This window comes from Spirosoma flavum (assembly GCF_042686045.1).
Taxonomy (GTDB): Bacteria; Bacteroidota; Bacteroidia; order Cytophagales; family Spirosomataceae; genus Spirosoma; species Spirosoma flavum.
In genome coordinates, this window is record NZ_JBHUOM010000023.1 from 742,677 (window position 1) to 759,690 (window position 17,014).

The following is a 17,014-nucleotide window of genomic DNA, read 5'->3' on the forward strand; positions in this document are numbered from 1 at the left end:
TCGTTAATTTGGGCTAACGTTCCATATTACAAAACCGCCCAGAGACGTTTTAATAAGAGTGACCACGTGTTATTTCCGAATGTCCCGCTATTTAGGTAAATCTCTCTTTTTGTTACTAACGGTCCTTGCTTCACTGACCGGCGGGCTATTATCGTGTTCGCAGTACAGCACTAAGCCAGTCAGCAAGGGGTATCATAATCTAACGGCTCATTATAATGCTTATGTAATTGCTCGCGACCAGATTAATCAGGCCGAACAGATATTATTTCAGGCTAGACAGGAAAACTACAACCAGTTGCTTCCCATTCTGTTGCCGGTCGATTCAATGCTCATTCAGTCGGTGAAACCTCAGTTAGATGACGCTATCAAAAAAGCATCGCTTATTCCCGAACGCCATCAGAATAGCCAATGGCTCGATGATGCATATATTCTTATCGGGCGAGCGCGACTGATTAAACAGGATTTACCCAATGCTATTGAGGTATTTAAATATGTAAATACGAAGGGAACAAACGATGATGACAAACATACGGCCTTAGTTGGTCTGATGCGGGCTTATATTGAAGCAACCGATTATACCAATGCACTGAACGTAGCGGAATACCTTCGCAATCAACCGCTTAATAAGGTCAATACCCGTGATTTTTACTTGACAAAAGCTTATTTGCACGAACGGCAGGGTGAATATGCCACTGCTGCGGGAATTTTGGATGCTACATTCCCGGCGCTAAAGAAGGGGGAATCAACTGCCCGGCTTCATCTCATTGCAGGGCAATTGTACGACTTAATTGGTCAACCAGCTAAAGCCGTTGACCATTATCGTCAGGTGCTAAAGTCGCGCCCATCGTATGACCAGTCTTTCTACGCGAATCTCTATGCCATTCAGAGCAGTGGGTTGACAGGCGATAAAAAGCGGATGGCGCAGTCGGAGGAGATGTTTGATAAGTTGCTCAACGACCGAAAAAATGTCGATTTGAAAGATAAAGTATATTTCACAATGGGCCTGCTCGAAGCACGTAGTGGTCGAATTGACAAGGCTATTAAATTTTATAGCCAGTCAATTCAGGCAGCAGGTGCTAATACGAATCAGGTACCCTATACCTATCTGGAAATTGGGAAGCTGTATTTCGAAAAGAAAGCTGACTATGACCACGCCAAGGTGTATTATGATAGTGCGTTGGCTCTCCTTCCTAAACAATCGCCCGACTATGCAGCCTTAGTGACCCGGAAAAAGACACTTGACGAGTTTGTTCAGTATAAAACTACTATCCGTACCGACGATAGTTTGTTGACGCTATCAAAAATGGATCCACCGGCACTTGACAAACTGCTCGACAAGGCCATTGCCCAACGCGAACGAGACGATAAAGCCCAGGTTGCACTGGCACAACAAATTGTAGATCGGGCAACTGGGGGTACCAGTAATTCAGTACCTGGTGCTACTAACTCAAATTTGCAACCTGCTGAACGTTGGGCACTTTATAACCCTATTGCGCTGAGTCAGGGGAAACAAGAGTTTTTAGTGCGCTGGGGTAACCGGCTGCTTGAAGACAATTGGCGACGAAGTAATAAAGAAGCATCTGTTGCTATAGCCGCCGTAAATAGTCCTGTAAGTGGCGCATCACCCGCTAATTCGGTGAACCCAAATAGTCCATTGCAACAGTTAGATGTAAGCGGAGCACCGGCACCTTCTAATGCCCCTGTCGACAGTCGGAAAACGCAAAGAGATGCCATGATGGCTAAGATTCCGTTTACGAAAGAAGCCCAAGCCGGGGCTAACCAACGCATTGAAAACGCATTATATAAGCTAGGTAAGCTCTACAAATTTGACCTTAATCAGCCTGCCGACGCCATTCCAACGTTTGAGCAGTTGTTAACACGATATCCTAATACTCTTCAGAAACCAGAGATATATTATTTACTCTATCTCTCGAATGAGCAAGTAGGCAAATCATCTTCGTGGAAGGATAAATTGATAGCTGAATATCCAAACACGTCATACGCTCGTTTAACCGGGCAGACGGTGACACATACAAGTAATTCGGAAGTACAGGCCAATAAGACGTATACAGACATTTATGAACTTTACAAAGCGAATAATACCACTGAGGCTCTCACTCGTGCCGACAATGCGTTAAGTAGTCTCGCCGGTACCCAGTTGGAAGACAAATTAGCCCTGTTGCGTGTTATGCTGGTTGGTAAAGTGAAAGGTGTAGATGCATACCGTCAGGCATTAACTGAGTTTGTGCGCGATTACCCAGCCAGTCAGTTACTACCTCATGTAAAGGAAATGCAGGCTGCTGCCGACCAAACAACGGCGAAGAGGAAATGAATACTTGTCCGTTATTGTGTTTAATAAGTAGTTTGTGTTAGTAGGCTACCAACGATCGACACCACCATTAAAATATTAATAACTAATACATGTTTGACTTTGCTCCTGGTCCCTACCGGAAGATAATCCGAAACCTCTGGCGATACTCGCTCATTGGTATAGCCCTTTTGATCTTGTATGTCGTTGCTGTCAGCTACAATTTTCTGTGGCTCTTCGGAGGTATGCCGAGTTTAAAAGCACTCGAAAATCCAAAAAGCGAGGAAGCCTCCGAAGTTTATACGGCAGACAATCAGCTACTGGGCAAATATTACGTTGAAAACCGTACACCTATCGAAATTTCGCAGGTTTCGCCCAACGTGACGTCAGCTTTACTGGCAACGGAAGATGCTCGTTTTATTAAGCACTCCGGTATCGACCCCCGTTCGCTTTTTCGGGCAGTTGGGGGCTTTCTCACATTCAAGGATGCATCGAGTTCAGGGGGGGGCAGTACGCTCACGCAGCAAACAGCCAAGAATTTGTTCGATACCCGGCAGGAAGAACTACGCGGGGTACTGGGTCACATTCCAATCATTAGTTTGGTTATTGCCAAAACCAAAGAATGGATTCTGGCTGTGCGTTTAGAGCGAAATTATACCAAACAGGAGGTCATGATGATGTACCTCAACACGGTTTCGTTTGGCAACAACACCTACGGCATTAAAACTGCCGCCAAAACTTACTTTAGCAAAGAACCGTGGAATTTGAATGTTGAAGAAGCTGCCTTACTGGTAGGTATGCTCAAAAACCCGACATTTTATAATCCGCGTTTATTCGAAGATCGAACAAGAGATCGGCGGAATGTGGTATTGGGTCAGATGAGAAAGTACAAATTCTTGACTCAGGAACAGTTCTTCACGTATAAGAACAAACCCCTGAAACTTGATTTCAGCATCGAGAATCAGAATACGGGAATGGCTTCTTACTTCAGATCCGTCATTCGCGATGACATCAAACGCTGGATTAAACAGTATAATGATGAAAATCCTGGTGCTGATCTTGATCTCTACACCAGTGGTCTAAAAATTTATACCACTATCGACTCGCGTATGCAGGCTTACGCTGAAGAGGCTGTTATGACCAATATGCGTGATCAACAAAAGAAGTTTTACGAGCATTGGCGTGGCCGAAACCCCTGGGTAAAAAAGGACCCCAGAACCAAGAAGTATATCGAAATTCCGGGCTTTATTGAATCGGTGGCACGCCGGACTACCCGTTTCAAGCAATTGAAAGCCGCTTACGGGGTCGATGAAAAGGCTATCTGGCAGGAAATGCGTAAGCCTATTAAAATGAAGGTGTTTGTATATGGCGGTCGACGAAATGATAAAGATACGACCATGAGTCCATTAGATTCGATTAAGTACTACAAACGACTGCTTAATACAGGTTTCATGTCGATGGACCCGCGTTATGGGTATGTAAAGGCGTGGGTTGGTGGTATAAATTTCAAATACATGAAGTTCGACCACGTTCGCCAGAGCCGACGCCAGCCGGGTTCTACCTTTAAGCCCTTCGTGTACTTAACCGCTATGGATCAAGGGTTTGTGACCCCATGCAGCCATATCACTGACCGGCCAACCGTATTTGCTCATGGTGAGGATAACAACAATGGTCCGCCCTGGATGCCTAAAAATTCAACGGGGCGGTATAGTGGTCAAAGCCTATCGTTGCGCGAAGCGTTAGGGCAGTCGATCAATACAGTTAGTGCTCAATTGATAAAGAAAACTCGTGCAGCGGCTGTTATTAAATACGCCCACGATATGGGTATAGAAAGTAAAGATCTACCCGATAATCCTACTTTGTGCCTGGGAACTGGCGATGTATCCGTTTATGAGATGGTATCTGCTTACTGTGCCTTTGCCAATGGTGGTACGCGCGTCCGTCCAATGATGCTTATCCGCATCACCGATAAGAATGGAAACGTTCTGAAAAACTTTACCCCTGATGCTAAACAGGTTATAAGCGCAACGCGGGCTTACGAAATGCTCCATCTTATGCGTGGGGCTGTGGAAGACCCCAATGGAACGGCTCAACGGTTACGGACACAATATAAACTGCTCGACGGTGGCAACGAGATTGCGGCTAAAACAGGAACAACGTCCAACTATTCGGACGCGTGGTTTATGGGTATGACTCAGCACCTTGTGTCAGGGCTTTGGGTTGGGGGCGACGACCGGCCCATTCACTTTCGTACAATCGAACTTGGGCAGGGTGGCCGACAGGCTATGCCCGCCTGGGCGATGTACATGCAGAAAATTTATAAAGACCCTACGCTTACACAGTACCGCCCCGAACCCTTCCGGAAGCCCAATAATTTTAAGATTGACTGTGGCGGTTATCACATTGACTCTTCCCAACGGTATATTCCACCGAAAGTAGTACCAGAAGATGAAGATGAAATATTACAGTAAAGAGTTTAGGCCAGCAATATGCTGGCCTTTTTAGCATACAAATAATAAGCAACCTTTACCTCATATAGGTTGTTTTATAAGACCAACCATCGGTTAAGATCGCATAACAACCAGCCTATAGTATGTCCGAATTCGACTATAAAAAGGAGTTAACTAAAGTGCCGCACGAACCCGGTGTCTATCGGTATTTCGACGCCACAGGCGAAGTGATTTACGTTGGTAAGGCTAAAGACTTAAAAAACCGTGTCAGCAGCTACTTTACCAACTCAAAAGGGCATGACCGTAAAACAGTGCGCCTGGTAAGTCAGATCAGGAAAATTGAGTTTACCATCGTCCACACCGAATTTGATGCATTGCTGCTTGAGAATCAGCTTATCAAACGCTACCAGCCAAAATTTAATATTTTACTCCGCGACGATAAAACGTATCCTTTCGTATGTGTTACAGATGAGCACTTTCCACGCGTTATAACGACCCGTCGTATCGACCGCAAACAGGGTACGTTTTATGGGCCTTTTGCCAATCTGAAACCTATGTATACGGTGCTGGATATGTTTAGCCAACTGTTCACCATCCGTACCTGTAATTATAATCTTGCCCCCGAAAATATTGCAGCGGGTAAATATAAAGTCTGTTTGGAGTATCATATCGGCAACTGCAAAGGTCCCTGCGAAGGCAAACAGGCGGAGAGCGATTATGACAATGATGTGGAACAGATTCATCATATTTTGAAAGGCCATCTTAAACCCGCTCAGGAATATTTCAAAACCCAAATGGTCGAAGCTGCTGGCGAACTGGCATTTGAACAGGCCCAGAAGTACAAGGAAAAACTAGATGTATTACAGCGATTTCAGAGTAAATCGACCGTTGTTAATCCGAAAATTGCCGACGCCGATGTCTTTTCAATTGCCTCTGATGAAACAGCCGCTTACATAAACTTTATGAAAGTGGTCAATGGAACCATCGTTCAGGCGCATACTGTAGAGATTAAGAAGAAACTTGATGAAGCGGACCCGGATTTATTAGCTATGATGATCGTTGAATTCCGGGATCAGTATGGTAGTCAGGCGAAAGAAATCATCTCCAACATACCCCTTGATGTAGATTTAAAGGCCGAGGTAACCGTTCCGCAGATTGGCGATAAGAAGAAGCTGCTGGACATGTCGCTCAAAAATGTGCTTTATTTCCGGCGCGAGCGGCAAGAGCGTGCAACCGCCGAAGCAACGGCTAATGCTAGCAAAAAAGATCGCGTACTTATCCGACTAAAGCAGGATTTGCAGTTAAAAGCAATTCCCAACCGTATCGAATGTTTCGATAACTCTAATATTCAGGGTACAAACCCCGTCTCGGCAATGGTGTGTTTTGTGGGTGGAAAACCAGCAAACAAAGAATATCGGCATTTCTCAATTCAAACCGTTATCGGGCCTAATGACTTTGCCAGTATGTATGAGGTTGTTACCCGTCGATATACCCGAGTCTTGACCGAAGATACCGGCCTTCCTGATCTGATTGTGATTGATGGTGGCAAAGGACAACTTAGCGCGGCTTGCGATGCCCTGAAGGCCCTTGATTTGTATGGCAAAGTACCTATAATTGGTATTGCAAAACGGCTGGAAGAGATCTATTTCCCTGAGGACAGTTTACCACTTTATATTGACAAGAAGTCAGAGTCATTAAAACTCATTCAGCGTATTCGTGATGAAGCTCACCGCTTTGCCATTACCTACCACCGAGACAAGCGTAGTCGCAATAGCCTGATAAGTGAGTTAGAAAACGTGGAAGGTGTTGGCAAAAAGACAGCGGCTAAGCTTCTGAAACACTTTAAAGGCGTCACAAAAATTCGCGAAGCCACCTTTGATGAAGTCGCAGAAGTCGTTGGTAAAGATCGTGCGATCAAGCTGAAACATTATTTTGACACTATTGAGCAGTAATACCAAGTCTGTAACTTTGAATACGAAGATTAAATAGTAAAAGGGCACTCGATTCTATCGAGTGCCCTTTTACTATTTAATTACTAAGGTCAGAAACCCGGCAGGGCTAGTATTCCCAGAGGCTATGCTCCGTTTCCATCAGTTCGTATTCTGTTTGATACGACTTCAGTAAACCTTCCCGATCACCGTACATACCCACTAAGTCGGTATCACTTGGGTTAGCTACTTTCGTTATCCGACCGTAAAACAAACGCAGATCAAATGCATCAGCCAGATTTTTATGCTGAGCCTGATTTTGCGGGTTATACCAAATAAATTTTTTCGGATCGCTGCGAAATAACTTATCTAAATCTTTGTATTTGAACGTAGCCAAAGCAGTTTCTACACCCGCAGAGTTTTTATCTGAAGGTAAATAAATAGTTACCGTTTGAATATCGTAATACAGACGTGACCGTTTTTTATCGAATATCCAATCTTCTTTGATTTCCATTATGTTGAAATCCTTGGCAAAATATTCATCACCAATCGGAGCTGCCGCAACCTTAGCAACCGTATCAACTACTGGGGCGGCAACGATGGGTTGAGCCAACTTACCTTTTTTACCCTTTGTGTTCTTAGCTACAGCTTTCTTTTTAGGCGTTCCCCAACCGTCGTCAGCGGGCTGAACGGCAGCTTTCTTGGGCGTTCCCCAACCGTCGTCAGCTGGTTTTGTTGCCCCTTTTTTGGGATCTGTTTTTTTGGCATCATCCCAGCCATCTCCTTTACCTGTTGCTTCGGTACCAAAGCCAGCCGCAATCTCTTCTGCCGATAGACCACCACCTGTATTTGGCATGATCATACGCTGCTGAAATTTAGCCGGTGTCAGTTTGGTAGCTACCGAATCATTTTCATAGCCATCAATTAAGCCAGCTTTCATGGCATCAATCAGGTATTTGGATATTTCGTTGTTCTTCGAGAATAGCGACTGATTCTGTTTTTCCCTCAGGTCAATTCGACGCCAAAGGGTCTTCTTCATCATGATGTCATTCTCGTTGATTGATCGAACCGACAGCGCGTTGGTGCCGGTGTTTGCTTTCTCCTGCGCTATAGCTCCTCCACCAGCTACCGCCAGTAATGCAGCGGCTACGGCTATCGTTCTAACTTGTTTCATTGTCAAGCGTTGTTTGTGTCCTCTGTTCCTTTTTATAACGAAGGACTGCTTTGTTTAGTACGATTAATAAAGCGGTACTGTTTGCTGCGGACTTCCCATGGAGACATCACTTATTTCGCCACGGAAGTTTCGACGTTGAACACCGTCAACCTGAATGGATAAACGATCTCCTGGCTGGGCATCAGCGGCTAAATTACCAATTGAACCACCGCCAGGTCCTAAATTGACCTGACCAACTTTGCGCGTACCACGTGCCAGAATAACCGTAATTCCCGTAACTCGGAAGTTGGCATCGTCTGGTGAGTAATTTCGGAAACTTTCATCAGCCACGGCAACAACACGAACACTCCGCGCTGAACCAACCGGCACACCACGAGGATCGCCAGATTTGGTACCACCAACATAATACTCGATGCTTGGCTTTGGAACACGATTTACGCGGAAGTCGTTTTTGCCGAGTAAACTACCAGCATTGCTGACGTTCAACGTTACATGGGCCGCACTAGGTACAATTGTAATCTTTCCTTTCTCACCCGAGGCAATAACAGAACCACCATCAGCAGAAAAACTTGGATTCCAAAGCGCACCTAGTTGTGGACTTTGTACGCTCAGTTTGTTAGCGCACCCTAAGTATAAGGGTGGGAACGAACCCGACTCAATCTCATAAGAAGGCTTCGCTACGAAATACTCAGCAGACAAGGGAACCGTTTTTAAACCGGCTGGTGTCTGATAAGCAATAGAACCTGTGAGCGTCCGTTTCGACAAGCCGTTTTTGTCATAGGCACCACCCTGAGCGGTAAAATCAATGAGACCTTGTCCATCCTGCACGCGTACCGGACCACCGTTTAGACTCATTCGTGGCTGAATACCAGTAGACGATGCTGCCAAAAACATCTGACCCTTAAACTTGGTACCCGCTACAACTACTTTTGATTCCATGCTCAACATGGCAATAATCTTATCAAACTTAACATCCTGTGCACCAACTTTGCTAGCTAATACATCGAGCACTTCGCCTTCAAGGCGACGCACATCAGCTTGCTTCTGACTTAAAACGGCTAAGGCAGCTGGTACAGGCGTTTGAGCAAAATTCAACTCAGCAAAATCTTTCTTCTTCTGATCTGGCGAGTGACTGGCAATTGGGTCATCTTTACCATCAAGGGCCATCGGAGCATACTTATTACCCGAATACTTCGAAAGGCTTTCAACATACCCGTTAAGTTGACTTTTCAACTTAACGGCGGCCCCATTGCGCTCGGTCCCAATCATAAGCTGTGCGACTTTCTCTTCTTCGCTCAGGTTCTTGATATTACCCGCTTCGTCACGACCACCACCTGCTTCTACAAGTTGCTCTTTAAGTTTATCAATTTCACCACTAACATCAGCTGTTAATTTCCGAACTTCATCGGCTTGCTTAACGATGGCTAAATCAGTAGCCCGATTACCCGATTTTTCAACTGTTGCCCTAATATTATCAAACGTGGACTGGTTAACTTTACTAACGGCTCCAGTAGACTGCTCTAAACTGTTGTTAATTAAAACGAATTTCTCCAGAATGGCCGACGTGACTTGCAGAGCCAGTAATGCGGTCAAAACCAGATACATCATCCCGATCATTTTCTGACGGGGTGTCTCTTTTGTGCCTGCCATAAACTATGGTAGTGAGAATAAAAATTTGTGGAACGGACCGCCGTAGCGGTTATATTATTATGTAGTAGTATTAGTAGTATAGTAAAACCGCAGGCCACAAAACGGATATTCTGAAGCCTGACAGTTACACAACTACGTCTACTGTTGGTTACCGCGCATGGCTGTTAGCATACTACCATACACCCCATTAAGAGAGGCTAAATTACCTGTCAACTTAGCTAATTCGTTTTTGAACTGTTGCGTATCACGGCTAGCATCGCTCATATTTTCCATCGCAGATGTTAGGCTGCCATAAAAAGCATTCATAGCTTTCAGGTGCTTGTTTGTATCCTGCAATTCCAGTTCATAAACAGCGTTCAGTGCACCCATGTTTTTGGTCACTTTCTGAAACTGATCGCGGTAATCTTTTGCTTCGGTAGTAGCATCAGCCATTGAATTCATGGCTGTAATTGCCGTACCGTACGATTTATTCATTTCACTGATTGAACTTGACGCCGATTTTACATTACGCGCATAATCATTAGTTGCAACGGTTGCGTCAGTTAAATCAGTAAGCTTAGAAACGGTGTCGTTCAAATTGCGAAAACCAGACCCTAAACGTTCAAATACATCAGGCGTTACTTTTGCCTGCGCCAGCATCTGATCCATATTACCGGTTAGACCATTAGCTTGTGGAGCTGGTTTCCGGGCTTCGCCTTTGAAATCGTCAGCCAGTTCAGGATAAACTTTTTCCCAGGCATATCCATCACCTGATGCAATTGGCAATGTGAAACTCTGAACGGCATACAAAGCAAAAATAACGACCTCGGTTAGAAGACCAGCCGTCAACAGCCAGCCAAATTGCTCATTGTGTGTAATTTTGGCCCATGCTCCGGCAATAACGACGGCGGCACCGGCACTATAAATGGTTGGTACTAAACGATCCCAAAAGAAATTAGTGGACTTTTCTGCTGCCATGGTAAGCGATTGTTGGTTGGACTAAGTAATTTGCTTTGTGTAATCTTTATCATAACGTCGTAGCCCTCAGGTGTAGACGTTGAAGATAAGGTCTTTATGCTTTTTTAGCAGATACTTTCTTAGGGCTTTTGCTTTTGCTGCTACCGCCAACACGACCTGATGCAGTGCGCCCTTCGAGGTTATCCATTATACAACGGAAACCGATGTAAGATCGCTTCTGATCTTCATACTCATAGGAGCGAGTACCTGTTTCGAGATAGTAAGCAATGTCTTTCCACGAGCCACCCCGAACCACTTTACGAGGTTCGTCGGCGTTCTGGTTATCCGGGTTCATGTCCCATACAATGGCATTCGTATTATCAGCATAGGCATCACGGCACCATTCAGCTACATTACCAGCCATGTTGTACAATCCATAATCGTTTGGATTGTAGGCAGTTGCCGGAGCCGTATACGGGTATCCATCGGCATCGAAGTTACCACGCTGTGGTTTAAAATTAGCCAGGTAACAACCTTTCCCATTGGCTACATAAGGATTACCCCATGGGTATTTTGCCCCACTTCTGCCGCCCCGTGCCGCCCACTCCCACTCAGCCTCCGATGGTAACCGGAAACCAAAGGATTTGTAGCCACCGTCTTTTGTACGAAAATCATCGAGTGTATTTGTGCGCCACTTACAGAAATGATTGGCTGCTATCCAACTTACGCCCACTACAGGATAGGTATCAAAAGCGGGATGACCGTAATAATGCTCAAGCATAGGGTCACCGTTATGATAGGTAAAATCATTTTTCCAAACTGTTGTATCAGGATAATATTTGGACATGATTTCCTCTTCGCCTAATGTCGAAACAGAGTCAGCCATTAGCGCATTTACATACTGACGATACTCATGATTAGAAATCTCGGCATCGTCCATATAAAATGAACTTATAGTCACCTGCCGGTTCATATTGATCTGAGTAGCAGCCACATCTTCATCGGCCTGACCCATAATAAATGAACCTGACGGAACAAGCACCATACCAAAAGGCGTAGGTTGTTTCCAGCCTTTACGCCCGGTAGCCGTAATTTCTCCGTTTGTAACGCCTACTTCGCCACCACCCTTACCGCTTTTACCGCCAAATTTTGACTTCAGAAAGCCACAACCTTGCAATAGCAGTAATACTGCCGCGCCCATCACCACCCGGGTTGCGTTGACTGTTAACCAGTTATAATTCATCATTGTCGAACTTTTACCTTCTTCTTGTGCGAGACCAGACTAAAAACGAAAATCTGTTTGGTTATTGTATGTTAAATTCGGCACCAACGTATTTTCTCTGCGACTCATTTACAGAATTACTCAATTTACGTCAATGCAACTGCTTCAAACTAAGCCTATCCTCTCAAAAATAAGACACCCTTTGCAAACTGCCTAACAAAAATATTGCCAAAAAATATTTTCATCTAGATAAGATCAAGAATACAAATACCCTCTGAACCTGTCAATACCTAAATCGTGGAGTTCTGACAATTGGTTTTTTGCGCACATCGGGTGTAGGCAAAGCATAGCCAAGTATAATCTCGTACGATGCCGGGCTTTTTATTTGTGTACCTCCCACAGTAATATCCACTGCACCGCCAAGTCTCAACGCATTGTTTCGCATCAAATTAATACCAGCCGTTGCCATAATGGCATCTTTAAGTCGATATCCAACCCCGCCCCATATACGGTTATCATAGGTAGCCACCAGATTTAACGTGGCTACTGAACCGCGAATACCCTCTGCTGTACTATACTGTACGAGCAGCGACGGCTGTATATCAATATTATAACCAATGCCAAGCCGATAACCAGCAGTTAAATAAGCTTTACTATTAGCCGGATCTGTTGAACGATCAGTGATATAACTGTATGTAGCCCGGTTCAGGTGTGTCATACTCACACCCAGCCAGTAATCGGTTGTATTATAGTATACCCCAACACCAACATCAGGTTTAAACTGGTTGATACGCCCACTTGGAAGTAAAGGGTCACCGGGGTCACTCGGACGAAACTGGCCAAAATCGAACCCTCGGTTAAACATACCTCCCTGTACGCCTAAAGCCAGTGTGCCATTCTTCAACGCCAATCGATAGGCGTACGATATCTGCACTGCCTGATTGATTGACGGTCCATATTTGTCATTAAGCGCATAAACACCAATGCCACTTTTGATTTTAGCCAACGGCATATTAAATGACACAATCTGGGTACTCTGCGCTGCACTTTCGTCGCCGGTACCGCTGGTCTGATAACCCACATACTGCGTCCTCTGCGTGATTTGCAGACGCGTTACTCCCTCCGACCCAGCGGCTGCCGGATTGTAGTAGAGTGGATTATACATATACAAGCTCAATTGCGGATCCTGCTGAGCAAAAGCGGTTGGAGCAACAATCGTCAGCAGCAGTAGTAAAGCAAAAACGTAGAGTGTGCGAATCATACGACTTAACCGAAATTCAAAACAGCTGTTGACGAATTAAAACAACGTTCCTGTAAACAATATCACAGTTTACAACTAAACGCCTATAGAGTCAAATTATTGGCCCGAAAAGAAAGGCTAAATGCCGGAAGTGAGGGTATAAACTCGGTTCCGGCATTTAGTTTTTGTCTAACAGCGCTCGTTTATAAACTGTTAGCCTTTTTTAGGTATAAATCCAAGGCTCCCGTCATTGATGGTGCATTCGGTAATGGAGCTTCAATATCGAGCGTCAAGCCAGCTTCAATGATGGCTTTGGCTGTCGTAGGGCCAAAGGCGGCCATACGGGTGCCGTTTTGATTAAACTCCGGAAAGTTGCTCATCAGCGAACCTACCCCCGATGGACTAAAAAAAGCGATGATATCATAACTTTGAATATCCAGGTCCGACAAGTCGGTAGGAACAGTGTCATACATGACAGCTTCCGTAAAGTGAAGACTGCTCGTATCCATAAATTCAGGAATATCATTGCGCCGGATATTCGAGCATGGAAACAAGAACTTCTCGTTTTTATGCTTCTTAATCAGATCAAACAGTTCGGTAGCGGTTTTGGTCCCGTTAAAGATTTTACGCTTTCTGATGACGATGTATTTCTGTAAGTAATTAGCGGTCTGCTCTGAAATACAGAAGTATTTCATATCGGCAGGTACCTCAAGACGGCCTTCCTGGCAAATCCGAAAAAAATGATCTATGGCATTCCGGCTGGTGAAAATAATAGCCGTATGTGCCAAGATATTGATTTTCTGACGCCGAAAGTCCTTAAATGACTCACCCTGAATCTGAATGAAGGGGCGGAAGTCGACTTGAAGATTGTACTTGCTACCTAAATCAAAATAGGGAGATTTTTCGTCAACGGGTCGGGATTGGGTCACTAACAGCCGGTTTACTTTCGTAAGCCGGTTTTCCGTGGATTGCATGCTAGTCTCGTTCATTGAATCTCTACTCGGTTCAACAGCTAATGTTCAATTTTTGGTGCCCATACCGAGACCTGTCGATTGAGAAGGGCCAACTTATTATTGCCCATTCATCATCTACAGTGCAAAACGCAATCCAATGATGAGTGGAATCAATTCAACGATGCAAAGGTACGAAAATAAATAAAGATTCTTGATAGGCTCCAAACTACGTATGACAAGATACAACAGCATTAATCGTGCTATATAAAAACCAATTAACGGTAACAAAAGTAAATTTGGCGCCCACGTTATTGTAGGCGCATTGTAAGCGATAATAGCCAGAAAGAGAGCCAAAACAGTAAAAAACAGCAATGAAGACTGTACTATTTTGAAATAGTGAACATGAATAATATCCTGTAATTTGTAAAGTCCTCCCATAACTTCCAGTAGAGCATACTTACCTATCAGACTCAGGAAGGCAACACCACTTACCAGGAAGAACTCCCCTATTAACCAGCCAAAGTGCTGTTCACCAAGTAGTAGTGTCCGCGAAGCAAATACGTCGAGGTTACGGCTTTGTACGAATATGATCAGGTAGGCAATGACAAAGCTTAGATTCAGCACAAATAGATTATTGGTACTACTCAACGGTCTATTTATAAGAAATGACTCTTCCTGGGCCCGCAATGACACTAAATCGCGCAGGTTATAGAATCGCTGAAAAGCCCGGTGATAGAAAGTAAACAGGTAAGCATGAGTTGCCAGCAGAAACAAAAGACCCAAGCTTAGGAAGTTATCATAGATCGTTCGCGGGCGGGGCCGCACGCTCAGATTATCGTCACCCAAAATAACTTGCTTCTGAGTTGCTGACTTAGGATAACCAATGAATAGTCGTTTATCGTCGAGGCCAGGCGCACCATAAATGGTAAGAAAGATTTCTGGCTGGCGATAAACGCGAAACAAACTATCAATGCTCAATACCTGCCAGTGATCGGCGCGTAGTTTTCGTTTGAGGGCAGCATTGATAAACAAGTAACCATCCCGCCGGGTCGAAACCAATAAACTATAATGCCGATTACTCTCAAGGTCAATGTAGGCACTTAGAGCTGTTTGGTTGCCGTGCTGTTCAATAATGTACGGAATGTAGGCTTTGGCACCTTCGTCGTACACCTGAAAATCATCACGAAAATCGTGAATGGCATAGTAGCGGCCTTCGGGGCCGATGCCGGTGGTACGTGACTGAGCAGTAGAGATACCTGTACCAAGAAACAAAAAAAGCGATGCACTGAATGCTGAATAAGTGAATGAGCGAATAAGTGACTGGTAAAGCACACAATACAGTTTCATGCGACTACCAATATTCATTCGTTCATTCACTAAATCGCTCATTCACTCATCGAAATTTACTTTTTCGGTAAATTTATTTACCCAGCGCTTTAAGCATGGTGTCGCCAATTAGCGCAGGGGATTCAACTACGTAGATACCACATTCACGCATAATTGCCATTTTAGCAGCAGCCGTGTCGTCAGCTCCACCAACAATAGCGCCAGCATGACCCATTCGACGTCCTTTTGGGGCAGTCTGACCCGCAATGAAGCCCACAACAGGCTTACGATTACCGTCGGCTTTAATCCAATAGGCAGCTTCGGCTTCCATACCACCGCCAATTTCGCCAATCATAACAATTGCTTCTGTCTCGGGGTCATTCATCAGCAACTCAACGGCTTCCTTGGTTGTCGTGCCAATAATGGGGTCGCCCCCGATGCCTATAGCAGTTGATTGGCCCAAACCTGCTTTGGTCAATTGGTCAACGGCTTCGTAGGTCAGCGTTCCTGATTTGGACACGATACCAACGGTTCCTTTTTTGAAAATAAACCCAGGCATGATACCTACTTTACACACCTCGGCAGTCATAACGCCGGGACAGTTAGGACCGATCAGTCGTACATCTTTATCAGAAATGTAGTTTTTTACAGCTACCATGTCTTCCGTCGGAATACCTTCGGTGATACAAATGATAACCTTAATTCCAGCTTCAGCCGCTTCCATAATAGCATCAGCGGCAAACGCCGGTGGCACAAAAATAATGGAAACATTGGCCCCGGCCTGGTCAACAGCCTGCTGTACGGTGTTGAATACGGGCCGGTCGAGGTGACTCTGACCACCTTTTCCTGGCGTTACGCCCCCAACGACGTTGGTGCCGTACTCGATCATCTGTTGGGCATGAAAACTGCCTTCCGTGCCAGTAAAGCCCTGGACGATAACTTTGGAGTCTTTGTTAACTAAAACACTCATGACGGTTTGTAAATCGTTGGCGATACGGTTAGTAATAGACAAAACTACCTGACAACAGAAGAAAGTTTCTCTAAACAGTCACCTTCTTTTTCTGTTTCCTTATTAGTCTTGCATCTTTTAAAAAGTTGGGCAAAAGTAGCCGAAACTTCGTAAATTACGTGATGATTTTTTCGCACATCCTTTCCGGCTCTATTCTGGCCGGGGCGGGCGTCGGAGTGTTCTGGCACTTTTTTGGGCGCATTTCCGTCTTCAACCGGCTTTTGTGGGGGTTCTTTCTTCTAACCACCTCGGTGGCCGCTCTCATTGGCGTTATTCATTTTGCAGGAAATGAATCGCTCGAACCGTTGCACCGCTCCATGATTGTGCTGGCTGATACTCTGGGTGTTGTGTGTGTTGTTACGGCGGTCTATGCGCTTCTGAATCAGAAAACACTCTCGCTAATTTCCTTTATCTCAACAATACTTTTTGGTCTTTTTCTGTTTATTGCCCTGTTACTGCCTACTGTGCGCGTTTTTACGCCTGTAGTCCCATCTTTGGGTATTTTGGTTCTGATGTTGCTGGCCGTTTTTTCGCTTCTTCAGCGCAATAAACGAGGCCTGTGGGTAGTAATGGCAGCTATGATGATGGGGCTGGCTACTAAAGCCGAAGCGTTTAACAGCCTAATTCACCCTACTGATTTCTATCATTACGCCACCACACTGTCCTTGTGGTTTTTTGGTAAAGCCTCAGATTGGCGCGTCGGGGTTCGGTAAATTGAAAATAAGTAAACTGTCTGAGTAAGTATAAAAAAGAAAATTGGTACGCTTCTTAACCAATGCCTTAATCAACCAGTTACTCTGTCACTTATTTTTTTACTT

The 17,014-nt window shown here is 44.8% G+C and carries 12 protein-coding genes; 4 read left to right on the top strand and 8 right to left on the bottom strand.

What is annotated here, in order from left to right; all coding sequences use genetic code 11:
* The first annotated feature begins 79 nt into the window (after window positions 1–79).
* The 3 genes from porW (at window position 80) to uvrC (ending at window position 6,710) form a co-directional block, all read left to right on the top strand.
* Window positions 80–2,332: a type IX secretion system periplasmic lipoprotein PorW/SprE gene (gene porW, locus ACFS25_RS23835; RefSeq protein WP_381506001.1), complete on the top strand. Its 2,253-nt coding sequence runs from the start codon at window positions 80–82 to the stop codon at window positions 2,330–2,332.
* A gap of 89 nt (window positions 2,333–2,421) precedes the next feature.
* Window positions 2,422–4,779: a penicillin-binding protein 1A gene (locus ACFS25_RS23840; RefSeq protein ID WP_381506003.1), complete on the top strand. Its 2,358-nt coding sequence runs from the start codon at window positions 2,422–2,424 to the stop codon at window positions 4,777–4,779.
* 122 nt (window positions 4,780–4,901) lie between these two features.
* Window positions 4,902–6,710, top strand: coding sequence for an excinuclease ABC subunit UvrC (uvrC, locus tag ACFS25_RS23845; RefSeq protein WP_381506005.1), 1,809 nt, complete (start codon window positions 4,902–4,904; stop codon window positions 6,708–6,710).
* 106 nt (window positions 6,711–6,816) lie between these two features.
* On the opposite strand, the gene porN is transcribed toward uvrC, so the two are convergent.
* The 8 genes from porN to sucD all read right to left on the bottom strand — a co-directional run bounded on the left by porN (window position 6,817) and on the right by sucD (window position 16,157).
* Window positions 6,817–7,860: a type IX secretion system ring subunit PorN/GldN gene (gene porN / locus ACFS25_RS23850; RefSeq protein WP_381506007.1), complete on the bottom strand. Its 1,044-nt coding sequence runs from the start codon at window positions 7,858–7,860 to the stop codon at window positions 6,817–6,819.
* Window positions 7,861–7,923: 63 nt separating this feature from the next.
* The gene (gene porM, locus ACFS25_RS23855; RefSeq protein WP_381506009.1) at window positions 7,924–9,510 is read right to left on the bottom strand and encodes a type IX secretion system motor protein PorM/GldM; all 1,587 of its coding nucleotides are present in this window, start codon (window positions 9,508–9,510) and stop codon (window positions 7,924–7,926) included.
* Window positions 9,511–9,648: 138 nt separating this feature from the next.
* Window positions 9,649–10,467, bottom strand: coding sequence for a type IX secretion system motor protein PorL/GldL (gene porL, locus ACFS25_RS23860; RefSeq protein ID WP_381506011.1), 819 nt, complete (start codon window positions 10,465–10,467; stop codon window positions 9,649–9,651).
* 94 nt (window positions 10,468–10,561) lie between these two features.
* Complete coding sequence (porK, locus tag ACFS25_RS23865) at window positions 10,562–11,692, bottom strand: T9SS ring complex lipoprotein PorK/GldK (RefSeq protein ID WP_381506013.1); 1,131 nt, start codon at window positions 11,690–11,692, stop codon at window positions 10,562–10,564.
* A gap of 259 nt (window positions 11,693–11,951) precedes the next feature.
* Window positions 11,952–12,929: a PorP/SprF family type IX secretion system membrane protein gene (locus ACFS25_RS23870; RefSeq protein ID WP_381506015.1), complete on the bottom strand. Its 978-nt coding sequence runs from the start codon at window positions 12,927–12,929 to the stop codon at window positions 11,952–11,954.
* A gap of 182 nt (window positions 12,930–13,111) precedes the next feature.
* Window positions 13,112–13,897 (bottom strand): uroporphyrinogen-III synthase, encoded by a 786-nt coding sequence (locus tag ACFS25_RS23875; protein ID WP_381506016.1) that lies wholly within the window; start codon window positions 13,895–13,897, stop codon window positions 13,112–13,114.
* Between the two features lie 99 nt (window positions 13,898–13,996).
* Window positions 13,997–15,250, bottom strand: a complete 1,254-nt coding sequence (locus tag ACFS25_RS23880) for a DUF4271 domain-containing protein (protein ID WP_381506019.1) — start codon at window positions 15,248–15,250, stop codon at window positions 13,997–13,999.
* 31 nt (window positions 15,251–15,281) lie between these two features.
* Window positions 15,282–16,157: a succinate--CoA ligase subunit alpha gene (gene sucD / locus ACFS25_RS23885; protein WP_381506021.1), complete on the bottom strand. Its 876-nt coding sequence runs from the start codon at window positions 16,155–16,157 to the stop codon at window positions 15,282–15,284.
* A gap of 161 nt (window positions 16,158–16,318) precedes the next feature.
* On the opposite strand from sucD, the gene ACFS25_RS23890 reads away from it, so the two are divergent.
* On the top strand, window positions 16,319–16,909 hold the full coding sequence (locus tag ACFS25_RS23890) for a DUF6962 family protein (protein WP_381506023.1): 591 nt from the start codon (window positions 16,319–16,321) through the stop codon (window positions 16,907–16,909).
* Window positions 16,910–17,014: the final 105 nt, after the last annotated feature.

Bases quoted from the DNA above. Each gene is read 5' to 3' on its own strand.
- ACFS25_RS23870 (WP_381506015.1), bottom strand. From the start codon at position 12,929: ATGATTCGCACACTCTACGTTTTTGCTTTACTACTGCTGCTGACGATT.
- porK (WP_381506013.1), bottom strand. From the start codon at position 11,692: ATGATGAATTATAACTGGTTAACAGTCAACGCAACCCGGGTGGTGATG.
- porW (WP_381506001.1), top strand. From the start codon at position 80: ATGTCCCGCTATTTAGGTAAATCTCTCTTTTTGTTACTAACGGTCCTT.
- porM (WP_381506009.1), bottom strand. From the start codon at position 9,510: ATGGCAGGCACAAAAGAGACACCCCGTCAGAAAATGATCGGGATGATG.
- ACFS25_RS23890 (WP_381506023.1), top strand. From the start codon at position 16,319: ATGATTTTTTCGCACATCCTTTCCGGCTCTATTCTGGCCGGGGCGGGC.
- porN (WP_381506007.1), bottom strand. From the start codon at position 7,860: ATGAAACAAGTTAGAACGATAGCCGTAGCCGCTGCATTACTGGCGGTA.
- ACFS25_RS23875 (WP_381506016.1), bottom strand. From the start codon at position 13,897: ATGAACGAGACTAGCATGCAATCCACGGAAAACCGGCTTACGAAAGTA.
- uvrC (WP_381506005.1), top strand. From the start codon at position 4,902: ATGTCCGAATTCGACTATAAAAAGGAGTTAACTAAAGTGCCGCACGAA.
- sucD (WP_381506021.1), bottom strand. From the start codon at position 16,157: ATGAGTGTTTTAGTTAACAAAGACTCCAAAGTTATCGTCCAGGGCTTT.
- ACFS25_RS23840 (WP_381506003.1), top strand. From the start codon at position 2,422: ATGTTTGACTTTGCTCCTGGTCCCTACCGGAAGATAATCCGAAACCTC.
- porL (WP_381506011.1), bottom strand. From the start codon at position 10,467: ATGGCAGCAGAAAAGTCCACTAATTTCTTTTGGGATCGTTTAGTACCA.
- ACFS25_RS23880 (WP_381506019.1), bottom strand. From the start codon at position 15,250: ATGAGCGATTTAGTGAATGAACGAATGAATATTGGTAGTCGCATGAAA.